The sequence below is a fragment of the Azospirillum lipoferum 4B genome, assembly GCF_000283655.1.
GTDB classification, from domain to species: domain Bacteria; phylum Pseudomonadota; class Alphaproteobacteria; order Azospirillales; family Azospirillaceae; genus Azospirillum; species Azospirillum lipoferum_C.
This window is the reverse complement of sequence record NC_016586.1, coordinates 605,562-620,487: the sequence shown is the minus strand read 5'-3', so window position 1 is coordinate 620,487 and position 14,926 is coordinate 605,562. Positions and strand designations below refer to the sequence as shown.

Sequence of the window (14,926 nt, the reverse complement as noted above, 5' to 3'; positions counted from 1 at the left end):
CGGCCGGCGCCCGAGGTCAGAAGGTCATCGAGAAGGCGAGTTCGGCCGAGCGCGGGCGGCCGAGCACCCAGCTGTTAGCACTGCCTGCCACGGCATAGACCTCGTCGAACAGGTTGAAGGCGCGCAGGCTCAGCTTGGTGTTGCCGGTCGGCCGGTAGTCCAGCCCGGCATTGACCACGGTGTAGGCGGGCCGGACGCTGCTGTTGGCGGCGTCGGCATAGGTCTTGCCGACATATTGCAGGCCGGCCCGAACCTCCCAATCCGGCAGGAAGGCCCAGTTGGCCCAGACATTGGCGGTGCGTTCCGGCACGCCGGTAGGCACATTGCCGGCATAGGACACCGCGCGGCCCGAAACGGACTGGGTGAAGTCGTCATATTTGGCCCGCAGCAGCGCGCCGTTGACGTCCACCCGCACCCCCTCCCACAGGCCGAGCGACAGGGACGCCTCCAGCCCCCGCGACGATTGCCGGCCGACCTGCATCGTCACGCCGGGCCGGTTGGGATCGGTGGTGAGCAGCTTGTCCTTGACGATGCGATAGGCGGCCAGCGTCCACTCGCCGCGCCCCTCCAGGAAGGACTGCTTGACGCCGATCTCGACCTGCCGGCCGGTGGACAGGTCGAAATCCTTCTGCGTCGGCGACAGCGAGATCAGATTCCCGACAGGATCGACCGCGGTGGCGTATTGGCCGTAGAAAGCGAGGCCGGGCACCACCTCGTACACCGCGCCGGTCCGCCAGCTGGTGGCGCGGAAGTCCTTTGTGTAGCTGGTTCCCGTCACCAGATCCCAGCGCTCCACCGTCGGCGCGTCATAGCGGATGCCGCCGACCAGCGACAGCTGCGGCGTCAGCGACAGCCGGTCCTCGGCGAACAGGGAATATTGGCGGGTGCGCGACCGGCTGCGCGGGGTGGTTCCGGCGCTGTTGAGGAACAGGCCGGGCGCCGGGTCGAACGGATCGACCGTGCTGGAGCCGCCATAGGGCGAGTTGTTGGTGTGCTTGAACTCGATCCGGTTCAGGTCGAAGCCGCCGACCATCTCGTTCTTCATGCCGAAGAGGCTGCTGCGCCACGTCGCGTCGAAACGGTCGCCCACCTGCCGCTGGTCGTGGTAGATCTCGATGTAGCTGTCGCGCATCACCCGCCGGCTGGCGGCGTTCCAGGCATAGCTTTCCACGTCCTTCCAATGGCGGTGGCTGGTCAGGTGATAGGCGGTGTTGCGCAGGGTCAGCGCGTCGGATACCGCCCATTCTGCCTTCAGCTGGGTCCAGTTGTCGCGATAGCGGATTTCGCTGTCGGCGACGTTGAAGTTGCGGTGCCGCAGCGCGCGGTCGAGACTGCCGGCGATCAGCGGCGTCCCGAAATACTCCTGCGGCTGCTGGTCGCCGTAATCGTTGGACAGGGTGACGGCGAGGTCCGGCGTCGCCTGCAGCTTCACGGCCCCCGATACCGCGAGATTCCTGGTGTCGCCGCGGTCTACCCAGCCGTCGGAGCGGTTGCCGCTGACGTCCAGCCGGTAGGACAGCTTCTCGCTGACCGGACCGCCGCTGCCGATGGCGGCGCGCCGGGTGCCGTCGGTGCCGACGGCGGCCATCGCCTCGTTGCGGAACTCCGTCGTCGGCCGCTTGGGCACCACATTGACGACGCCGCCGATGGCCCCCTCGCCATAGAGGACGGAGGCGGGGCCGCGCAGCACCTCGATCCGCTCCGTCGACCATGTGTCGAACGGGAAGGTGACGGTTCCCGACCCGACATAGAGCCGCGTGCCGTCATAGAGCTGCATTACCGAACCATGGCCGGCGAAGCCGCGCGTCGCCAGCGATGACCCCCCATTGCCGGGTGCCGCCAGCGTGGTGAAGCCGGTGGCGTTCTGGGTGACGGCCTCGGTCACGCTGGTCTGGCTGCGCTCGCGGACGGTCCGGCCGGAGATCACCTCGATGCTGGCCGGGGTCTCCAGCGGGGTCAGGTCCAGCCGGCTGCCGCCGCTGTTCGGCCGGTCGAGCGCCAGCCCGGCGGGGGCCGCATCTGCCGAACGCCCGGTCACCGTGACCGGGGACAAGGTGAGCGGCGCGTCGCTGTCCTCGGCATTTGCGGCCGCCGGTGCGACGGTGGCGGCGACCAGGAACAGCGTCGCCAGCGGGGCCGGGCGGCGGCGATGGCGGCGGGAACGGGCAGGCGGCATCGATGATCCTCCAGTTTGACTTGGAAAGGGCATGGAAATGCGTTCCGCGAAGGCGGTCTTCGCGGGGGCGGTCGGCTCTGGTCTTGTTGGGAAAGCGTTCCGGGATTTACCGGGCGGTGCGGCGGCGTCAGCCCATCGGGGCGTCCTCCGCCGGCCGGTTGCGGTGCAGGATGTCCGTGGCGCTCGGGCTGTCGGCCAGCAGATGCCGCTCGACGATGCGGTCGATCCGCTCCGGCGTCAGCCCGCCGTACCAGACCGCGTCCGGCTGGATCACCAGCAAGGGCCCGCGGTTGCAGGGATAGAGGCAGCTGGTCCGCGCGCACATCACCCGGCGGGGACCGGCATTCAGCGCGCGATGGGGCTTCATGGCGGCGCGCAGATGCTGGTACAGCGCATCGGCGCCGCGATGCAGGCAGCGCGCGCCGGTGCAGAAGAACAGCTGCCGCCGATGTTCGGGGATCTCCGACCAGCCGGGCTTGCCCAGGCTGGGCTCGACGCTGCGCACATCGTCCAGGCTGTCCGTCGGGCCGCCGGCGATGCGGTCGAGGGCTGCCGGCAGGTCCAATGCGCTTTCCACTGCAGGCGCCAGCCGCACCGTCATTCGTGAATCGCGTGTCGAGGCCCACTGGCTGAGTGCGCCCGGCAGCCAGGCCGACAGGCTGGGGTCGGCCGGCACCATGCTGGGGATCACCAGCGCCTCTTCGATGCCGGCGCGTTCCAGCTCCGCCAGCACGGCGGGCAGGGCCGGGCCGGACAGATCGGCATAGGCGGTCGCCACCGTCACGGGAACGCCGCGTGCGGCCTGAAGGGCGGTCAGTGCCGCGGCCAGCGCCTTCAGGTTCTGCCCATGGTCGAAGGAGGCGCGTCCGTAGAGCACGATGGCGCGCGGCGGCGATCGAAGGGGGGTGGTCATCGCATTCCGGCTTTCGTCAGGCCGCCGCGCGGCGGCGCATGAGCCACAGGAAGAAGGCGCCGCCGACCAGGGCCGTGGCCACGCCGACGGGGATCTCGCGCGGGGCGAACAGGGTGCGGGCGGCGACATCCACCCACAGCAGCAGCAAGGCCCCGCCGAGGGCGGCCACCGGCAGCAGCATCCGCAGATGCCCGCCCACCAGCAGGCGCGCGATGTGGGGCAGCACCAGCCCGACGAAGCCGATGCCGCCGCAGGCCGACACCAGCGCGCCGGTCATCAGCGCGGTGACGACGAACAGCTCCAGCCGCAGCCGCTGCGGATCGGTGCCGAGCGAGCGGGCGGCATCGTCGCCGAGCGCCAGCGTGTTCACCGTCTCCGCCCGCAGCCACAGCCAGCCGAGCCCGCACAACGTCAGCAGCGCCGGTGCCGGCAGGACGCTCCAGCGCGCGGTGCCGAAGCCGCCCATCATCCAGAACAGCGCGGCGTCGGCGCTGCGGTCAGCCGTCGCGACGATCAGGGCGTTGGTGACGGCGTGCAGGATGAAGGCGACCGCGACGCCGGTCAGCACCAGCCGCTCGCTGGTCACGCTGCCGTCGCGCCCGCGCGCGGCGGCAAAGACGGCAAGCATCGCGGCGAGCGCGCCGAGAAAGGCGGCGGCCGGCAGGCTCAGCGTTCCGGCCACCACGCCGGCGAACAGGATGACGCTCACCGCGCCGACCGACGCGCCGGCCGACACGCCGAACAGATAGGGGTCGGCCAGCGGGTTGCGCGTCACCACCTGCAACACCGCCCCCACCGCGGCCAGTCCGGCGCCGGCCAGCACGCCCAGCAGAACACGGGGCAGCCGCAATTCCCAGACGATGTTGCGCTCCGCCCGGCCGATGCCGTCCGCCGGGAACACCGTCGGCCAAAGCTCGTGCGAGACGACCGACCAGACGGTGGTCGTGGGGATGCGGGCGGCGCCGAAGCCGACCGCGGCGAACAGCGACAGGATCAGGGCGGCGGACAGCACCAGGCACAGACGCAGCGCGCGGGCGCGGTTCATGGCGTGAACAGCTCCGGGTGCAGCGTCCGCGCCATCCGCTCCAGCGCATCGACGTTGCGCGTCGAGGGGGTCTGTTCGGCATAGGTCAGGACGATGAACTGCCGCTTGCGCACCGCCTCGACGTCGGCCAGCTGCGGGGCCGACAGCAGGTAGCGGATGGCGGCTTCGGCCGGGATGCGGTGGTCGCTGACGATGATCCATTGCGGATCGCGCCGCGCCATCTCCTCCCAACTGACCCGGACATAGCTGTTGGCGATGTCGTCGAAGATGTTGCGGCCGCCGGCCAGCTCCATCAGCAGGCTGGTCATGCCCTCGCGCCCAACCGACAGCGGGGCGGCATCGGTGTGGCAATCGTCGCAATACATGACGCGCGGCCGCTGGGCGGCAGTGCCGGTCAGCCGGGTCACGGCGGCGACGCGGCGGCGGAAGTCGGCGACCATGGCCTCCGCCCGGTCGGCGATGCCGAAGATCCGGCCCAGCGCCAGCAGGTCGGCGTAGAGCGTCTCCATGCCGATCGGTTCGCGCGGGCCGATGCGGATGCAGCTTTCCCGCAGCGTGTAGGTCGCGACGCCCATCTCGGCGAGACGGGCGGGGGTGAGGCCGCGCGCCTCGTTGAAGCCATAGCTCCAGCCGGCGAACAGGAAATCCGGGTCGGCGGACAGCACCGCTTCCAGCGTCGGGGCGCGGTCGGGCAGCTGGGGCAGGGCGGCAACAATGCCGGGCGGTGCGATCAGGTGGCGTTCGGCCCCGGCGATGCCGGAAACCGCGACCAGCCGGTCGGCCAGCCCAAGATCCAGCATGGTCTGCGTCATGTTGACGTCATGGACCATCGGCCGCTTGGGAGGGCCGGTGAAGCGGGCGGTCTCGAAGCAGTTGGCCACCTCAACTGGATAGCTCTGCGCAAGGGCGGGAGCGGGGGTCAATGCAAGCCCGGCGGCGAGCAGGGCACCGCGGACAATGGGGCGGAACAGGGACGGGATCATGCAATGTCCAGTCGGTTCGGGGCCAGCGGCGACAGGTCGATGCGCAGCCGGCCGTCGCATGGGCGGCGATCCACGGCGGCGGCGACCCGGTAGACGGAGGTGAGCCGTTCCGCCGTCAGCGCCTCTTCCGGCGCGGCGTCGGCCTGCAGGCGGCCGTCCTTCAGCAGCAGCAGGCGGTCGCACCAGCGTGCCGCCAGTTCGATGTCGTGCAGCGTCATCACCACGGTGATGCCCAGCGAACGCACCAGATCGAGGATTGCGAAGCGGTGCTGGATGTCCAGATGGTTGGTCGGCTCGTCCAGCAGCAGGATGCGCGGGCGTTGCGCCAGGGCGCGGGCGATCATCACCCGCTGCCGCTCGCCGCCCGACAGCTGTTCGACCGGCCGTTCAGCCAGCGTCTCCAGCTCCAGCCGGGCCAGCGCATCCTCGACGATGGCGCGATCCTCCGCCCCGCTTGCCGAGAAGACCGAGCGGCGGTGGACCAGCCGCCCCATGCCGACCACGTCGCGTACGGTGAAACCGAGCGCCGCAGCCGAGTCCTGCGCCTGGAGCGCCAAGCGGCGCGCCAGTTCAGCCGGGCGCAGGGCGCGCGGATCTGCACCGTCGATGCGGATCCGCCCGGCCGAGGGTGCCTGCAGGCCGGCGATGCAGCGCAGCAGTGTGGTCTTGCCCGAGCCGTTCGGGCCGAGAATGCCGAGAATTGCCCCTTCCGCAACGGAAAAGCCGATGTCGGACAGGACCTTGCGGCCGGCCAGCTCGCAGCTCAGCCCCTCCACCACGACGGCGGAGGTCTGGCGGGGGCGGGGTGCCCTGGTGGGAGAAGGTGCTGGCGTCATCCGTGCATCCTGCCGTTGCAGGCGGGATGGTCGAGGCGGACGCATTGCTGAACACGCGGCCAATCCGGCGCGAAGTCCGGACGTGCGTCGGCAAGCGTTCCACCGGGACACCCCGCCCGAGGACGTTTCGTTTTGGCGCTGGCAGGTCTCCTGGCTTGCGGGTCATCACCGGTCCGTCCGGCCTTCCCAGCGCCGTTGGGCGCCAGTGGCAGGAAATGACGGAACGGCTCACCGCTCACAGTTGCGGGGACAGCTCCGGTCTCGCCGCGCGACGCGGCTCACCGGATTCCCTCTTAGCTTCCGGCGGCGACCGCCGGAAGAACCAGTACCAGGGCCATTCATGAGCGACCCGACAGCGGAGGTCAAGGTTCGAAACGGAACGGCCGCGGGAAATCTCTTTGCGGCATGATGCCGGCTCCAGCGTCGATATCGGTCTCGGTCATGTTCCGGGCGGTGCAGAGGTCCGGGGAGCGTCTCCGCAGGTGAGGGCGCGGTCGTGTCATCGTCATCGGCCATAATGTTATGTTATAACATAACATATCTGCTCGTCGTGCAGTCTGCAAGGAGAAGATTGGCATGGATGGGGCTTTGACGCGGAGGCGGGAACCGGGCCCCGGCATCCGTTGTGACCGACGCCCACGATTTTCGGCGGCTTCGGCGGATTATTCCGGACGCCCGCGCGTAATCAAGGAAACGACCGATCGGCACGGAGGCCACCATGACCTATCCCCGCTGGGCCACCGGCCTTGCCATCAGCGTGATCGCCGCCATCGGCGTCCTGCTGGCGCTGGACTGGATTGCCGACGAGCGGCTCGGGGCCTGGGCGCCCTATTCCATCGGGGTCGCGCTGATCCTGCTGATGCTTCTGTCGTTCGGCGCCATTCCGCGGGCGACTGCGACCCGTGCATCGCGGAGCCGCGACGGTGGGGACCTTTGACAGCGGAGGGACATCATGAGCCTTCACACCGATCCCGACGAGCGCGCCGGCCTCTTCGCCGAGGGCTTCGAGGCCTATGTCGCGCGCGAACATTGGGCGCCGATCCTGATCCAGGCGCTTCTCTATGGAACCACGCTGGTGGTCGTCGCGCTCCTGCTGGGCCTGCCGGTCCTGAATGCGCTGGCACTGGTTCATGTGGTCGCCTCCGTGTCCGGCTTCTTCGGCGGCCTGCTGGCCATGCGGCTGGAAGAGATGGAGCCGGGAACGGCCTCCGTCGTCATCGCGCGGCGGAGCCTTTCGGCGCTGCTGGTGTCGGGCACCGCGCTGCTTCTCGTGCCGTTCGCGCAGTGAGTGCGAATTGGCATTGGCCGGGGGATTAATATGGCCTGCCTCGCGTACACATAGAAGCAGCCCCATCCATGGAGCGACGATGTGACGTTGAGCCTGCGAAGCCAGTTGTCGGATCACGTCCGCACCTTGCGCCGCTACGCGATGACCCTGGTGCGCAACCGGGACGACGCGGAAGATCTGGTGCAGGAGACGCTGGTGCGGGCCATCGGCGGCGCCCGGACCTACCGGCCGGAGGCCAACCTGCGCTCCTGGCTGTTCGGCATCCTGCACAATGTCCATGTCAGCGACCGCCGCCGCGATCAGGTGCGGACCCGTGCGGCGGCGTCCATCGAGCCGCTCGTCCGCAGCGACATCGCGCCCAATCAGCCCGATCAGGTCGAACTCGCCCGCACCATGGAGGCCTTCGCCCGGCTTCCCGAGGATCAGCGGCGGGCGCTCATACTGGTCGCGGTCGACGGGATGAGCTACCAGGAGGCCGCCGGGATTCTCAGCATTCCGCTTGGAACGCTGATGTCGCGCCTCGCGCGCGGGCGGGAGGCGCTGCGCGCCGATGTGCGTGGGGAGGGAGGCCGCGGTGATGACGGCAGGCCGGCGCCTTTGCGGGTGGTGAAGTAAGCCATGATGGGGACCAGGATGAACGGTGAGTGCCAAGCCGACCTGCACGCCTATATCGACGGCGAACTCGATGCCGAGCGCCGGTTGGCGTTCGAGGCGTTCCTCGCCTCCAACCCGGCTGCCGCCGCCCGGCTGCACGACTATCTCCATCAGAGGGAAGCTCTGCGGCAAGGCTTTGCGCGGATGGCCGGCGAGTCTCCCCGACACACGGAAAGCCTGACCGGGCGCCTGTACGGCCGCTTGCGCACGGAGCGCCTCATCCGGCGCTTCGGTCCGCTCGCGGCGGCGATCCTGCTGCTGGTGGGCGGCGCCAACATCGTGGCCCTGGTCCATCACCAGCAGAAGACGGCCTCCTACAGCGTGCCGGACTTTGCGGAGGAAGCCGCCGAGATGCATGAAACGGCCGTCAGCCAAAGCCTGGCGTTTTCGGACCTGTCCCTGGCGGATCTGAATGCGATGGCAGAGGGGAGCACACACCGCCTTGGCCCAATCACGGTCAAGCTGCCGGCCTTGGACCCGAACCTGCTGACGCTGTTGCGGGCGACCCTGGTGCCGTTGAACAGCGGCGTCGGCCTGCAGTTCGTCTACCGCGAACGGGATGGCGAGATGCTGACGCTTTTGGTCGTCGCCGGGGATCCGATCGACGACAAGGGCCTGCACGCCGTCGAAGAGCGCGGGCTTCAGCTGGTCTATTGGCGCAACGGCGCCACCGCATACACGCTTGCGGGCAGTCGGTCTGACAGCGACCTGCTCGTGGTCGCCAAGAAAATGGCCGACAGCGTTAGGCGGTCCTGATCGGGCCAGGGCGGGGCGAAGCCTTTCAACCCGACAATGTGGCCTGGACCACAGCGGGCGCCGGGCCGGTCACGGCAGGATGAGGGTCTGACCGGCCCTGGTCCTTGCGTGAAGGAAATGCCCGATGTGCAGACTTGCCGCCATCCCACTGTCGGCCGCAGCGGCCTCGATACCGACGCATCGCGCCGGCACCGCATCGTCGGCCGCCGGCGTTGCCTATCCGCTCTGGATAGGCGGTGGCCGTCGCTCACTTGGCCGCTGATCTCGGCCAGGTGCGGTTCGCCCAGAACCTCGCCGACAAGGCCCGCCAGATGGGCGTGCCCATCTGGCGCTTCGGGGAGGGGGGATTAATACCGGCGGTCATTGATGATGACCGCCGGTATCCGCGCCGACTGGCGCGGCGGCGGCCCCTGGCGCCGAAGCTCTTGATCCTGACAGGTCAGGATCAAGAGCCGCTGGTATAAGATCAGTCAGAACGACCAGATTGTCGTGTTTGCGGCCGAGAACGGACGAGCAGGCTTTTGCGCTTGGAGGGTGAATCCTGGACACTCCCGCCCGCCCCGCCCCCTCCACCTAGGCAACACCCGCTACATCTCCGGCGTCTCAACCCGCTCCAGTACATTTCGCCGTCTGCCGACCGTCGCCAGCAAACGGCGAAAATACTGGCCCATCGGCCGATATTCGAGCGCACCGAATATCCACCGGCAAACGTAAAGACATCAGATGTCGCTATCAGGGCCACGGGGTCAGGTTAACGATTGACGATGAGGATTCCCTGTTGGTGGGGAGTGTGATTCATGGAGGGCCTACCCGACGAGAGGGAGGCTCGGATGTCCGAGGAGTTCGACGAGACGTTCCAGCGGTCGCGCCTGCGCAGCCTGCTTGACCATTTTTCCGTCCTTAAGGACCCGCGCGAGGCTCCGGAAGTCCGGTACCCGCTGCGGGAGGTGCTGTTTCTGGTGGTGGCCGCGACCATAGCGGACTGTGAGGACTACGATGAGATCGCCCTGTGGGGGCGTAATCATCTGGAGTTCCTGCGGCGCTTTTCGGAGTTCCACTTCGGCACGCCGTGTGCGGACTGGCTTCGGGTGGTGATGAACCGGATTGGGCCGGACCTGTTCCAGGCCTGCTTTACCGATTGGGCGTTGGCGTTGCGCCCGGACGCGCCGAAGCTGATCGCCATCGACGGCAAGACCTCGCGGCGCAGCCATGACCGGGCCGCCGGGCGCAAGGCGCTGCATCTGGTGTCTGCCTGGGCCACCACCGAACGCCTGGTGCTGGCCCAGGAAGCCGTGGACGAGAAGGAGAACGAGTGCGCGGTGATCCCCGAGATCCTGGAGCGCCTGGATCTGAACGGCGCGGTGGTCACCATCGACGCCATCGCCTGCAATCCCGCCATCGCCACAGCCATCACCGAGCGCAAGGGCGACTATCTGCTGGCGGTAAAGGCCAATCAACCAACCCTGTTCGCCGAGATCGGCCGTTACTTCGATGATCCCGAGGCCCGGATCGCCGAGCACACCGCTGTCGACAAAGGCCATGGCCGGATCGAGAGCCGCCGCTATGCCGTCAGCCAGGAGGTCGACTGGCTGTCGGGCGACCGGCGCTATCCCGACGAACCCCGCTTCCCTCACCTCAAGACCATCGCCCTGGTCGAGAGCGTCGTCGAAAAGGCCGGCAGCGTAAGCACCATGCGGCGCCTCTTCCTCAGTTCGGCCGCGCTCACCTCCCACCGCCTCGAACAAGCTGTGCGCGGGCACTGGGGCATCGAAAACTGCCTGCACTGGGTCCTCGACGTCACCTTCCGCGAAGATCAATCCCGCCTGCGAAAAGGACACGGCGCCCGGAACATGGCCGTCGTCCGCCACTTCGCCATCAATGCCGTCCGCGTGGGAAAGGGAAAACACTCCATCAAATCAACCAGAAAGCTCGCAGGCTGGGACCCAAACGTCCTGGCAAACCTGCTTACACCTTCATCGCATTAACCTGGACTCGTTGCCCTGCAACAGGGTGTCGGCGATGCCGAGTATGCCGCGGCCGTCGAGCCACGCACCGGCCGCCAGGGTCGCGTGAATCAGCGCGATCAGGATGAGGAGAGCGATACCGGTCATCAGGACATAGTCCAGCGTGAACACCGCCGGCAGGTACGCGGCGGGAACGGACCCGGCGAGGATCGGAGCCAATGCGCCATGCGCCGCCGTTACCCCGAGGACGGCGATATAATGCAGCGCCGTCGCCAGCAGCAGATTGCCGGACAGCAACTCCACGGTTCGCCAGGGCAGGAAGGCGGGCCAACGGATGCGGTCGAGGATGAGGATGCTCACCGCAGTGCCGCTGCCGAAGAGCAGGGCGTAATCGGGCGACAGCGGCCATTTCGACAGCCCGTGACCGAGAACCAGGATGTCGAACAACGCCACCGAGACGCCCAGCAGGGCGAGGATGGCGGTACCATGTGAGTGCCGGTGGTGGGCGAACACCCGGCCTGCAACGACGAAGAGGATCCAGGGGAAGACAGGGAACCAGCCGGGAAAGGATGGCACGAACAGGCCGTAGACGAAGGGAAGCGGCAAGGCGACCCAGGCGCCGCAGAGCGCCAGAAGGAAAAGGCCGACAAGCATCCGGTTGGCGGCGCCGACCCTGGCGGCGATATCGAACAGCAGCCGGGCGGCGAAGAGAAACATGAAGAAGTCGCTGGAGAACGGATTGTTCTGTTGATACAGGCTGTGGATGGCCGCCAGGATGAACAGCTTCAGATGGTCCTCGATCCGCCGGCCGAGCGGCTTTGCCAGGAAGCGGTCGAGCGTCATTCCGAAGGCGAAGAAGAACAGCACCGGCGCCAGTTCGAAGACGAATTGCATGATGTTGACGAGACGATAGGCGTCCGGCATCGCGCGCCCCCAATGGGCCGCCACCATGAACACCAGGGCGGTGACGCGGATGATGTCCAGGTTTCTGTCTCTGGCCGCCGGTGGGGTCGGCCGCGGCATGTGCTCACGTCCAGGGGCGGGCCGAACCGTGGGCCGGCTTGTCATGACGAGGGTTTCGACCGGGCCGGCAGTCATCTCGCGCTCCTTCATGACCGGTGCGGACGGGTGATGCCCAGGCGTCCCGGCAATGCCCTTCCGCCACGCGGACGACGTCGACCGGTTGAAGCCGCTGCCAGCCCGACATGCCGCGGGCTCCATGGAAGAAGGTGGGAGAGCGGAAGAAGAGGAACAGGACGGCGAGGAAGAAGGCCGCTGCCGGAATTCCGCGCAGAAGATATGCAACCAGGAAGCTCCTGAGATCCATGCGCCTGGACTTGCCGACCCTGTAGAGCGGATCGACGGAGACCAGGACGGCGCTGGTGTATTTGCAGGCGGCCGACGCCGCCAGCGCCAGCGGGCCGGCACGGTCGCCGGAGGGACGGCGCATCAGCCACAGCAGCATGAGGACGACCATCGCCATGTCGTTGTGTCCCTCGCCGGCCGAATAGATGTGGCCGATGGGAAGCCAGCCGAAGGCGACGAGACCGGCTGCGGCAGTCGCCTCCTCATGGGGCCGGCCGATCCGCCGGACGATGGCGGCGCAGATTTCCATGCTATTCAGGCCGGCCGGTACAGTGCCTGTTAAAGATTTGTTTCTCGCAACCCGCACTGACATCTCGTCCACCAATAGATATTGACGGAGTCGCCGGGGCATATATTAGGAAAAATCAGGTAAAAATTGGCTGTTCTTCGGTGCTAATGCTAAAAAATACTATTTGAGTGCAGTCTTTAATCCTGCTTTGTGCGTTGGTTTCCTTCGATACCACGCATTCGAAAGAGACCGGCCTTGAGGTGCCGGCAAATGTCCGATCTGCCGGGAGCATCCAATTCCGTCATGAGTGACCGGACTGAGCGTCCGGCTGCGGCAACGACCATATGGGTGTCCGGTCTCATGCTCTTTTGCTGCCGGAACCGCGTGGCTCCCGTGTTTCGCCGGCCAAGGTGGTAAGGCGATTTTTTCCAGAACCCGACGAGTCCGTTGGCGATGAAGCAGATGGCTGCGGCGAGCGGGACGGTGCTTCCGACCGCAATCACGCGCGCTCCGCGCCATTTCACCGTGCGTTTCCGTTCCGGTCGGGACCGCCGCCGGCGCGCTACGCTGCGCCGTGCCGGGTTCCGGCGACACGGCGGGGCAGGACGCCCGCCATCGGGGCCAGGGCCGCCTCGACATCGTCGCGGTCGCGGCGCAGCACCGCATAGCAATCGTCGCCGAACCACTCCAGCGAGCCTTCCGCCGCCGGATCGTCCGCCAGCTCGGCGAGGAAGCGGCGATAATCCACCACCCCGTCGAACAGCGGCACCATGCCGTCGCGCCGTCCGGCCGCGGCATAGACATTGGCCGGCTCGAACACCGACAGGTCGTCGCGGTCGCGGATGTTCTTCAGGTGATAATGGCCGATATGCGGACGCAGCGCCCGCCGGGCCGCCACCGGATCGTCGCCGCCCTCCCAGACATGCAGCACGTCGAAATTGACCTTCAGCGCCGGGTGGCCGACCGCGGCGATCAGCGCGCGGGTGGCCGTCAGGTTGTCGGCCAGCGTGCCGGGGTGGGTCTCCACCAGCAGCGATAGCCCATGGTCGGCGGCCAGCCCGCACAGCGTTCGCAGCCGCTCCGCGATGAAGATCCTGCGCTCCGGCGAGGTCTCGGCACTGCCGGTGCCGCCGGCGAAGGTCCGGATCTTGGGCGCACCCCAGCGCTGCGCCAGCCGGCAGAGGTCCAGCGTCTTGCGCACCAGCGCGTCGGGGTCGCCGTCCAGCGGCAGGTAATCGCTGACCATCGGCACCGACAGGCCGAACTGCGCCAGCCAGTCGCCGCCGCGGTCGGACACCGCCGCCATATTGCGGGCATGTGCCCCCCACAGCTCGATCCCCTGGAAGCCGTTGCCGGCGGCCCAGACGGCCAGATCCTCCAGCGACACCAGATGGTGGCGGAAGCTGATGGTGCAGAGCGACAGTCTCATCACGCCACCTCGGCGGAAAGGGGGGCGGGGATAGCGGCGGCGCGCCATTGCCGGAAGACGGCGGCAAGCTCGCCCTTCAAGGCCGTTTCCTGCCGGTCCAGCAGGTCGAGCCGCGCGAACAGGTCGGGGGCGAGTCCGGTGTCGCCGGTCTGGGCGAGGCGGAGGATCCCGTATTGCAGGGACTTGAAGCCCTGGAACAGCTCCTCGATCTCGTCGCAGCGGGCGAGGAAGCTGTCGTCGGGCAGGCGCAGCGCCCGCCAGAAAAAGGCGAAGCCGTGCTCGCAGGCGTATTTGCGGATGGCGAACACCGGCAGTTCGCGCAGCGCATGCGAAAGGCCGGCCGGCGACAGCCCGTCGGTTCCGTCCAGATGCGCCGTCAGGATGCCGCGCACCGCAGCGGTCAGCGGGTTGGCATCGGGCAGGAAGCAGGCTTCGAAATAGGCGGCGATGTCGGCGGGCCGGGCAGGGCGCAGCTCGCGCCGGTCGAACAGATAGCCGCCGGCGACGCTGGGCTGGAGGAAGGCGGTGGCGATGCGGTCCCGCGCGATCTCGCCTTCCCAGCGGAAATCGGGGTCGCGGACCATGAAGACCGCCGGATCGCTGCCGGTCTCCAGCATCAGGTAATGCGGGAAGGGGTTCTGGTTGAACTTGTTCTCCCGCTCCGGCAGGTGGAACAGATCGATCATCGCCATGATGGAAAGGCTGTCCGACCGCCGTTCCACCAGATCGACCAGCAGGGCGAGGTTGTCCTCCTTGCTGCGGCCATGGTCGTACCATTGCCGCACCTCCGCCCCGTAGAGGCGGCGGTACCAGTCGCGGAAGAAATCGTGGCTGACGGTCGGCCCGTGATAGCGCAGCACCCGGTCGGCTCCGACCTCGAACCCGGCGTCCCACACCCCGAAATAGAAGGGGCGATGGTCGATCCCCGCCCGCTTCAGCGCATCGCAGACGCAGCTGACGAAGCAGTGGATCTTGAGGTCCTGATACTCCTCGCCATGGACGCTGCCGGGGGGAAGCTCCTCCGCGGCGGCGGCCGGGCGGGTGCCGGCGAACAGGCCGGCCACGTCGGCCACCGTCGCCAGATCGCGCGAGGTGATCAGCTCGTCCGGCGCCTCCAGCCCGAAGGACAGCTCCAACTGCAGGAACAGCTCCATCATCAGCACGGAATCGAGGTAGAGATCCTCGTTCAGCCGGGCGTCCGGGCCGAAGCGGTCGAGATGCCGGTTCTGCAGATGGTCGCGCAGGACCGTATGAATCGCGTCTACAACCTCATTTTCGGTCATGGCCG

Annotated in this window: 15 protein-coding genes and 1 riboswitch; of the genes, 6 read left to right on the top strand and 9 right to left on the bottom strand. The window is 67.8% G+C overall.

Features of this window, described 5'->3' with window-relative positions; genetic code table 11:
* Positions 1 to 16: 16 nt before the first annotated feature.
* The 5 genes from AZOLI_RS20995 to AZOLI_RS20975 all read right to left on the bottom strand — a co-directional run bounded on the left by AZOLI_RS20995 (position 17) and on the right by AZOLI_RS20975 (position 5,953).
* Entirely contained in the window at positions 17 to 2,176 is a 2,160-nt protein-coding gene (locus AZOLI_RS20995) for a TonB-dependent receptor (RefSeq protein ID WP_014189152.1), read from the bottom strand.
* Positions 2,177 to 2,303: 127 nt separating this feature from the next.
* Positions 2,304 to 3,089 carry a (2Fe-2S) ferredoxin domain-containing protein gene (locus AZOLI_RS30490; RefSeq protein WP_014189151.1) on the bottom strand — a complete coding sequence of 262 codons (786 nt, stop codon included), beginning with the start codon at positions 3,087 to 3,089 and terminating at the stop codon, positions 2,304 to 2,306.
* Between the two features lie 16 nt (positions 3,090 to 3,105).
* Positions 3,106 to 4,134, bottom strand: coding sequence for a FecCD family ABC transporter permease (locus AZOLI_RS20985; protein WP_014189150.1), 1,029 nt, complete (start codon positions 4,132 to 4,134; stop codon positions 3,106 to 3,108).
* Positions 4,131 to 5,117, bottom strand: a complete 987-nt coding sequence (locus AZOLI_RS20980; RefSeq protein ID WP_014189149.1) for an ABC transporter substrate-binding protein — start codon at positions 5,115 to 5,117, stop codon at positions 4,131 to 4,133. Before AZOLI_RS20980 ends, AZOLI_RS20985 begins: the two co-directional genes overlap by 4 nt.
* The gene (locus AZOLI_RS20975) at positions 5,114 to 5,953 is read right to left on the bottom strand and encodes an ABC transporter ATP-binding protein (protein ID WP_014189148.1); all 840 of its coding nucleotides are present in this window, start codon (positions 5,951 to 5,953) and stop codon (positions 5,114 to 5,116) included. The genes AZOLI_RS20980 and AZOLI_RS20975 overlap by 4 nt, the downstream gene beginning before the upstream one ends.
* Positions 5,954 to 6,076: 123 nt before the next feature.
* Positions 6,077 to 6,295, bottom strand: a riboswitch (cobalamin riboswitch).
* Between the two features lie 376 nt (positions 6,296 to 6,671).
* On the opposite strand from AZOLI_RS20975, the gene AZOLI_RS20970 reads away from it, so the two are divergent.
* The 6 genes from AZOLI_RS20970 (at position 6,672) to AZOLI_RS20945 (ending at position 10,636) form a co-directional block, all read left to right on the top strand.
* Positions 6,672 to 6,890, top strand: coding sequence for a hypothetical protein (locus AZOLI_RS20970; RefSeq protein ID WP_014189147.1), 219 nt, complete (start codon positions 6,672 to 6,674; stop codon positions 6,888 to 6,890).
* A gap of 15 nt (positions 6,891 to 6,905) precedes the next feature.
* A complete protein-coding gene (locus AZOLI_RS20965; protein WP_014189146.1) occupies positions 6,906 to 7,241 on the top strand; it encodes a hypothetical protein in 336 nt (111 codons plus the stop codon).
* Between the two features lie 81 nt (positions 7,242 to 7,322).
* Positions 7,323 to 7,856, top strand: a complete 534-nt coding sequence (locus AZOLI_RS20960; protein ID WP_014189145.1) for a sigma-70 family RNA polymerase sigma factor — start codon at positions 7,323 to 7,325, stop codon at positions 7,854 to 7,856.
* Positions 7,857 to 7,859: 3 nt separating this feature from the next.
* The gene (locus AZOLI_RS30485) at positions 7,860 to 8,651 is read left to right on the top strand and encodes an anti-sigma factor family protein (protein WP_162488340.1); all 792 of its coding nucleotides are present in this window, start codon (positions 7,860 to 7,862) and stop codon (positions 8,649 to 8,651) included.
* Positions 8,652 to 8,902: 251 nt separating this feature from the next.
* Positions 8,903 to 9,115: a hypothetical protein gene (locus AZOLI_RS20950; protein ID WP_162488339.1), complete on the top strand. Its 213-nt coding sequence runs from the start codon at positions 8,903 to 8,905 to the stop codon at positions 9,113 to 9,115.
* 366 nt (positions 9,116 to 9,481) lie between these two features.
* The gene (locus tag AZOLI_RS20945) at positions 9,482 to 10,636 is read left to right on the top strand and encodes an ISAs1-like element ISAli14 family transposase (protein WP_014189143.1); all 1,155 of its coding nucleotides are present in this window, start codon (positions 9,482 to 9,484) and stop codon (positions 10,634 to 10,636) included.
* Here the strand turns inward: AZOLI_RS20945 and AZOLI_RS20940 are convergent.
* The 4 genes from AZOLI_RS20940 to AZOLI_RS20925 all read right to left on the bottom strand — a co-directional run bounded on the left by AZOLI_RS20940 (position 10,625) and on the right by AZOLI_RS20925 (position 14,921).
* Positions 10,625 to 11,638, bottom strand: a complete 1,014-nt coding sequence (locus AZOLI_RS20940; protein WP_044552342.1) for a hypothetical protein — start codon at positions 11,636 to 11,638, stop codon at positions 10,625 to 10,627. The two genes, AZOLI_RS20945 and AZOLI_RS20940, sit on opposite strands and share 12 nt — an antisense overlap.
* A gap of 4 nt (positions 11,639 to 11,642) precedes the next feature.
* Entirely contained in the window at positions 11,643 to 12,230 is a 588-nt protein-coding gene (locus AZOLI_RS20935) for a hypothetical protein (protein ID WP_014189141.1), read from the bottom strand.
* A 541-nt stretch (positions 12,231 to 12,771) separates the two neighbouring features.
* Positions 12,772 to 13,638 carry a sugar phosphate isomerase/epimerase family protein gene (locus AZOLI_RS20930; RefSeq protein ID WP_014189140.1) on the bottom strand — a complete coding sequence of 289 codons (867 nt, stop codon included), beginning with the start codon at positions 13,636 to 13,638 and terminating at the stop codon, positions 12,772 to 12,774.
* Positions 13,638 to 14,921 carry a DUF6005 family protein gene (locus AZOLI_RS20925; RefSeq protein ID WP_044552337.1) on the bottom strand — a complete coding sequence of 428 codons (1,284 nt, stop codon included), beginning with the start codon at positions 14,919 to 14,921 and terminating at the stop codon, positions 13,638 to 13,640. Before AZOLI_RS20925 ends, AZOLI_RS20930 begins: the two co-directional genes overlap by 1 nt.
* Positions 14,922 to 14,926: the final 5 nt, after the last annotated feature.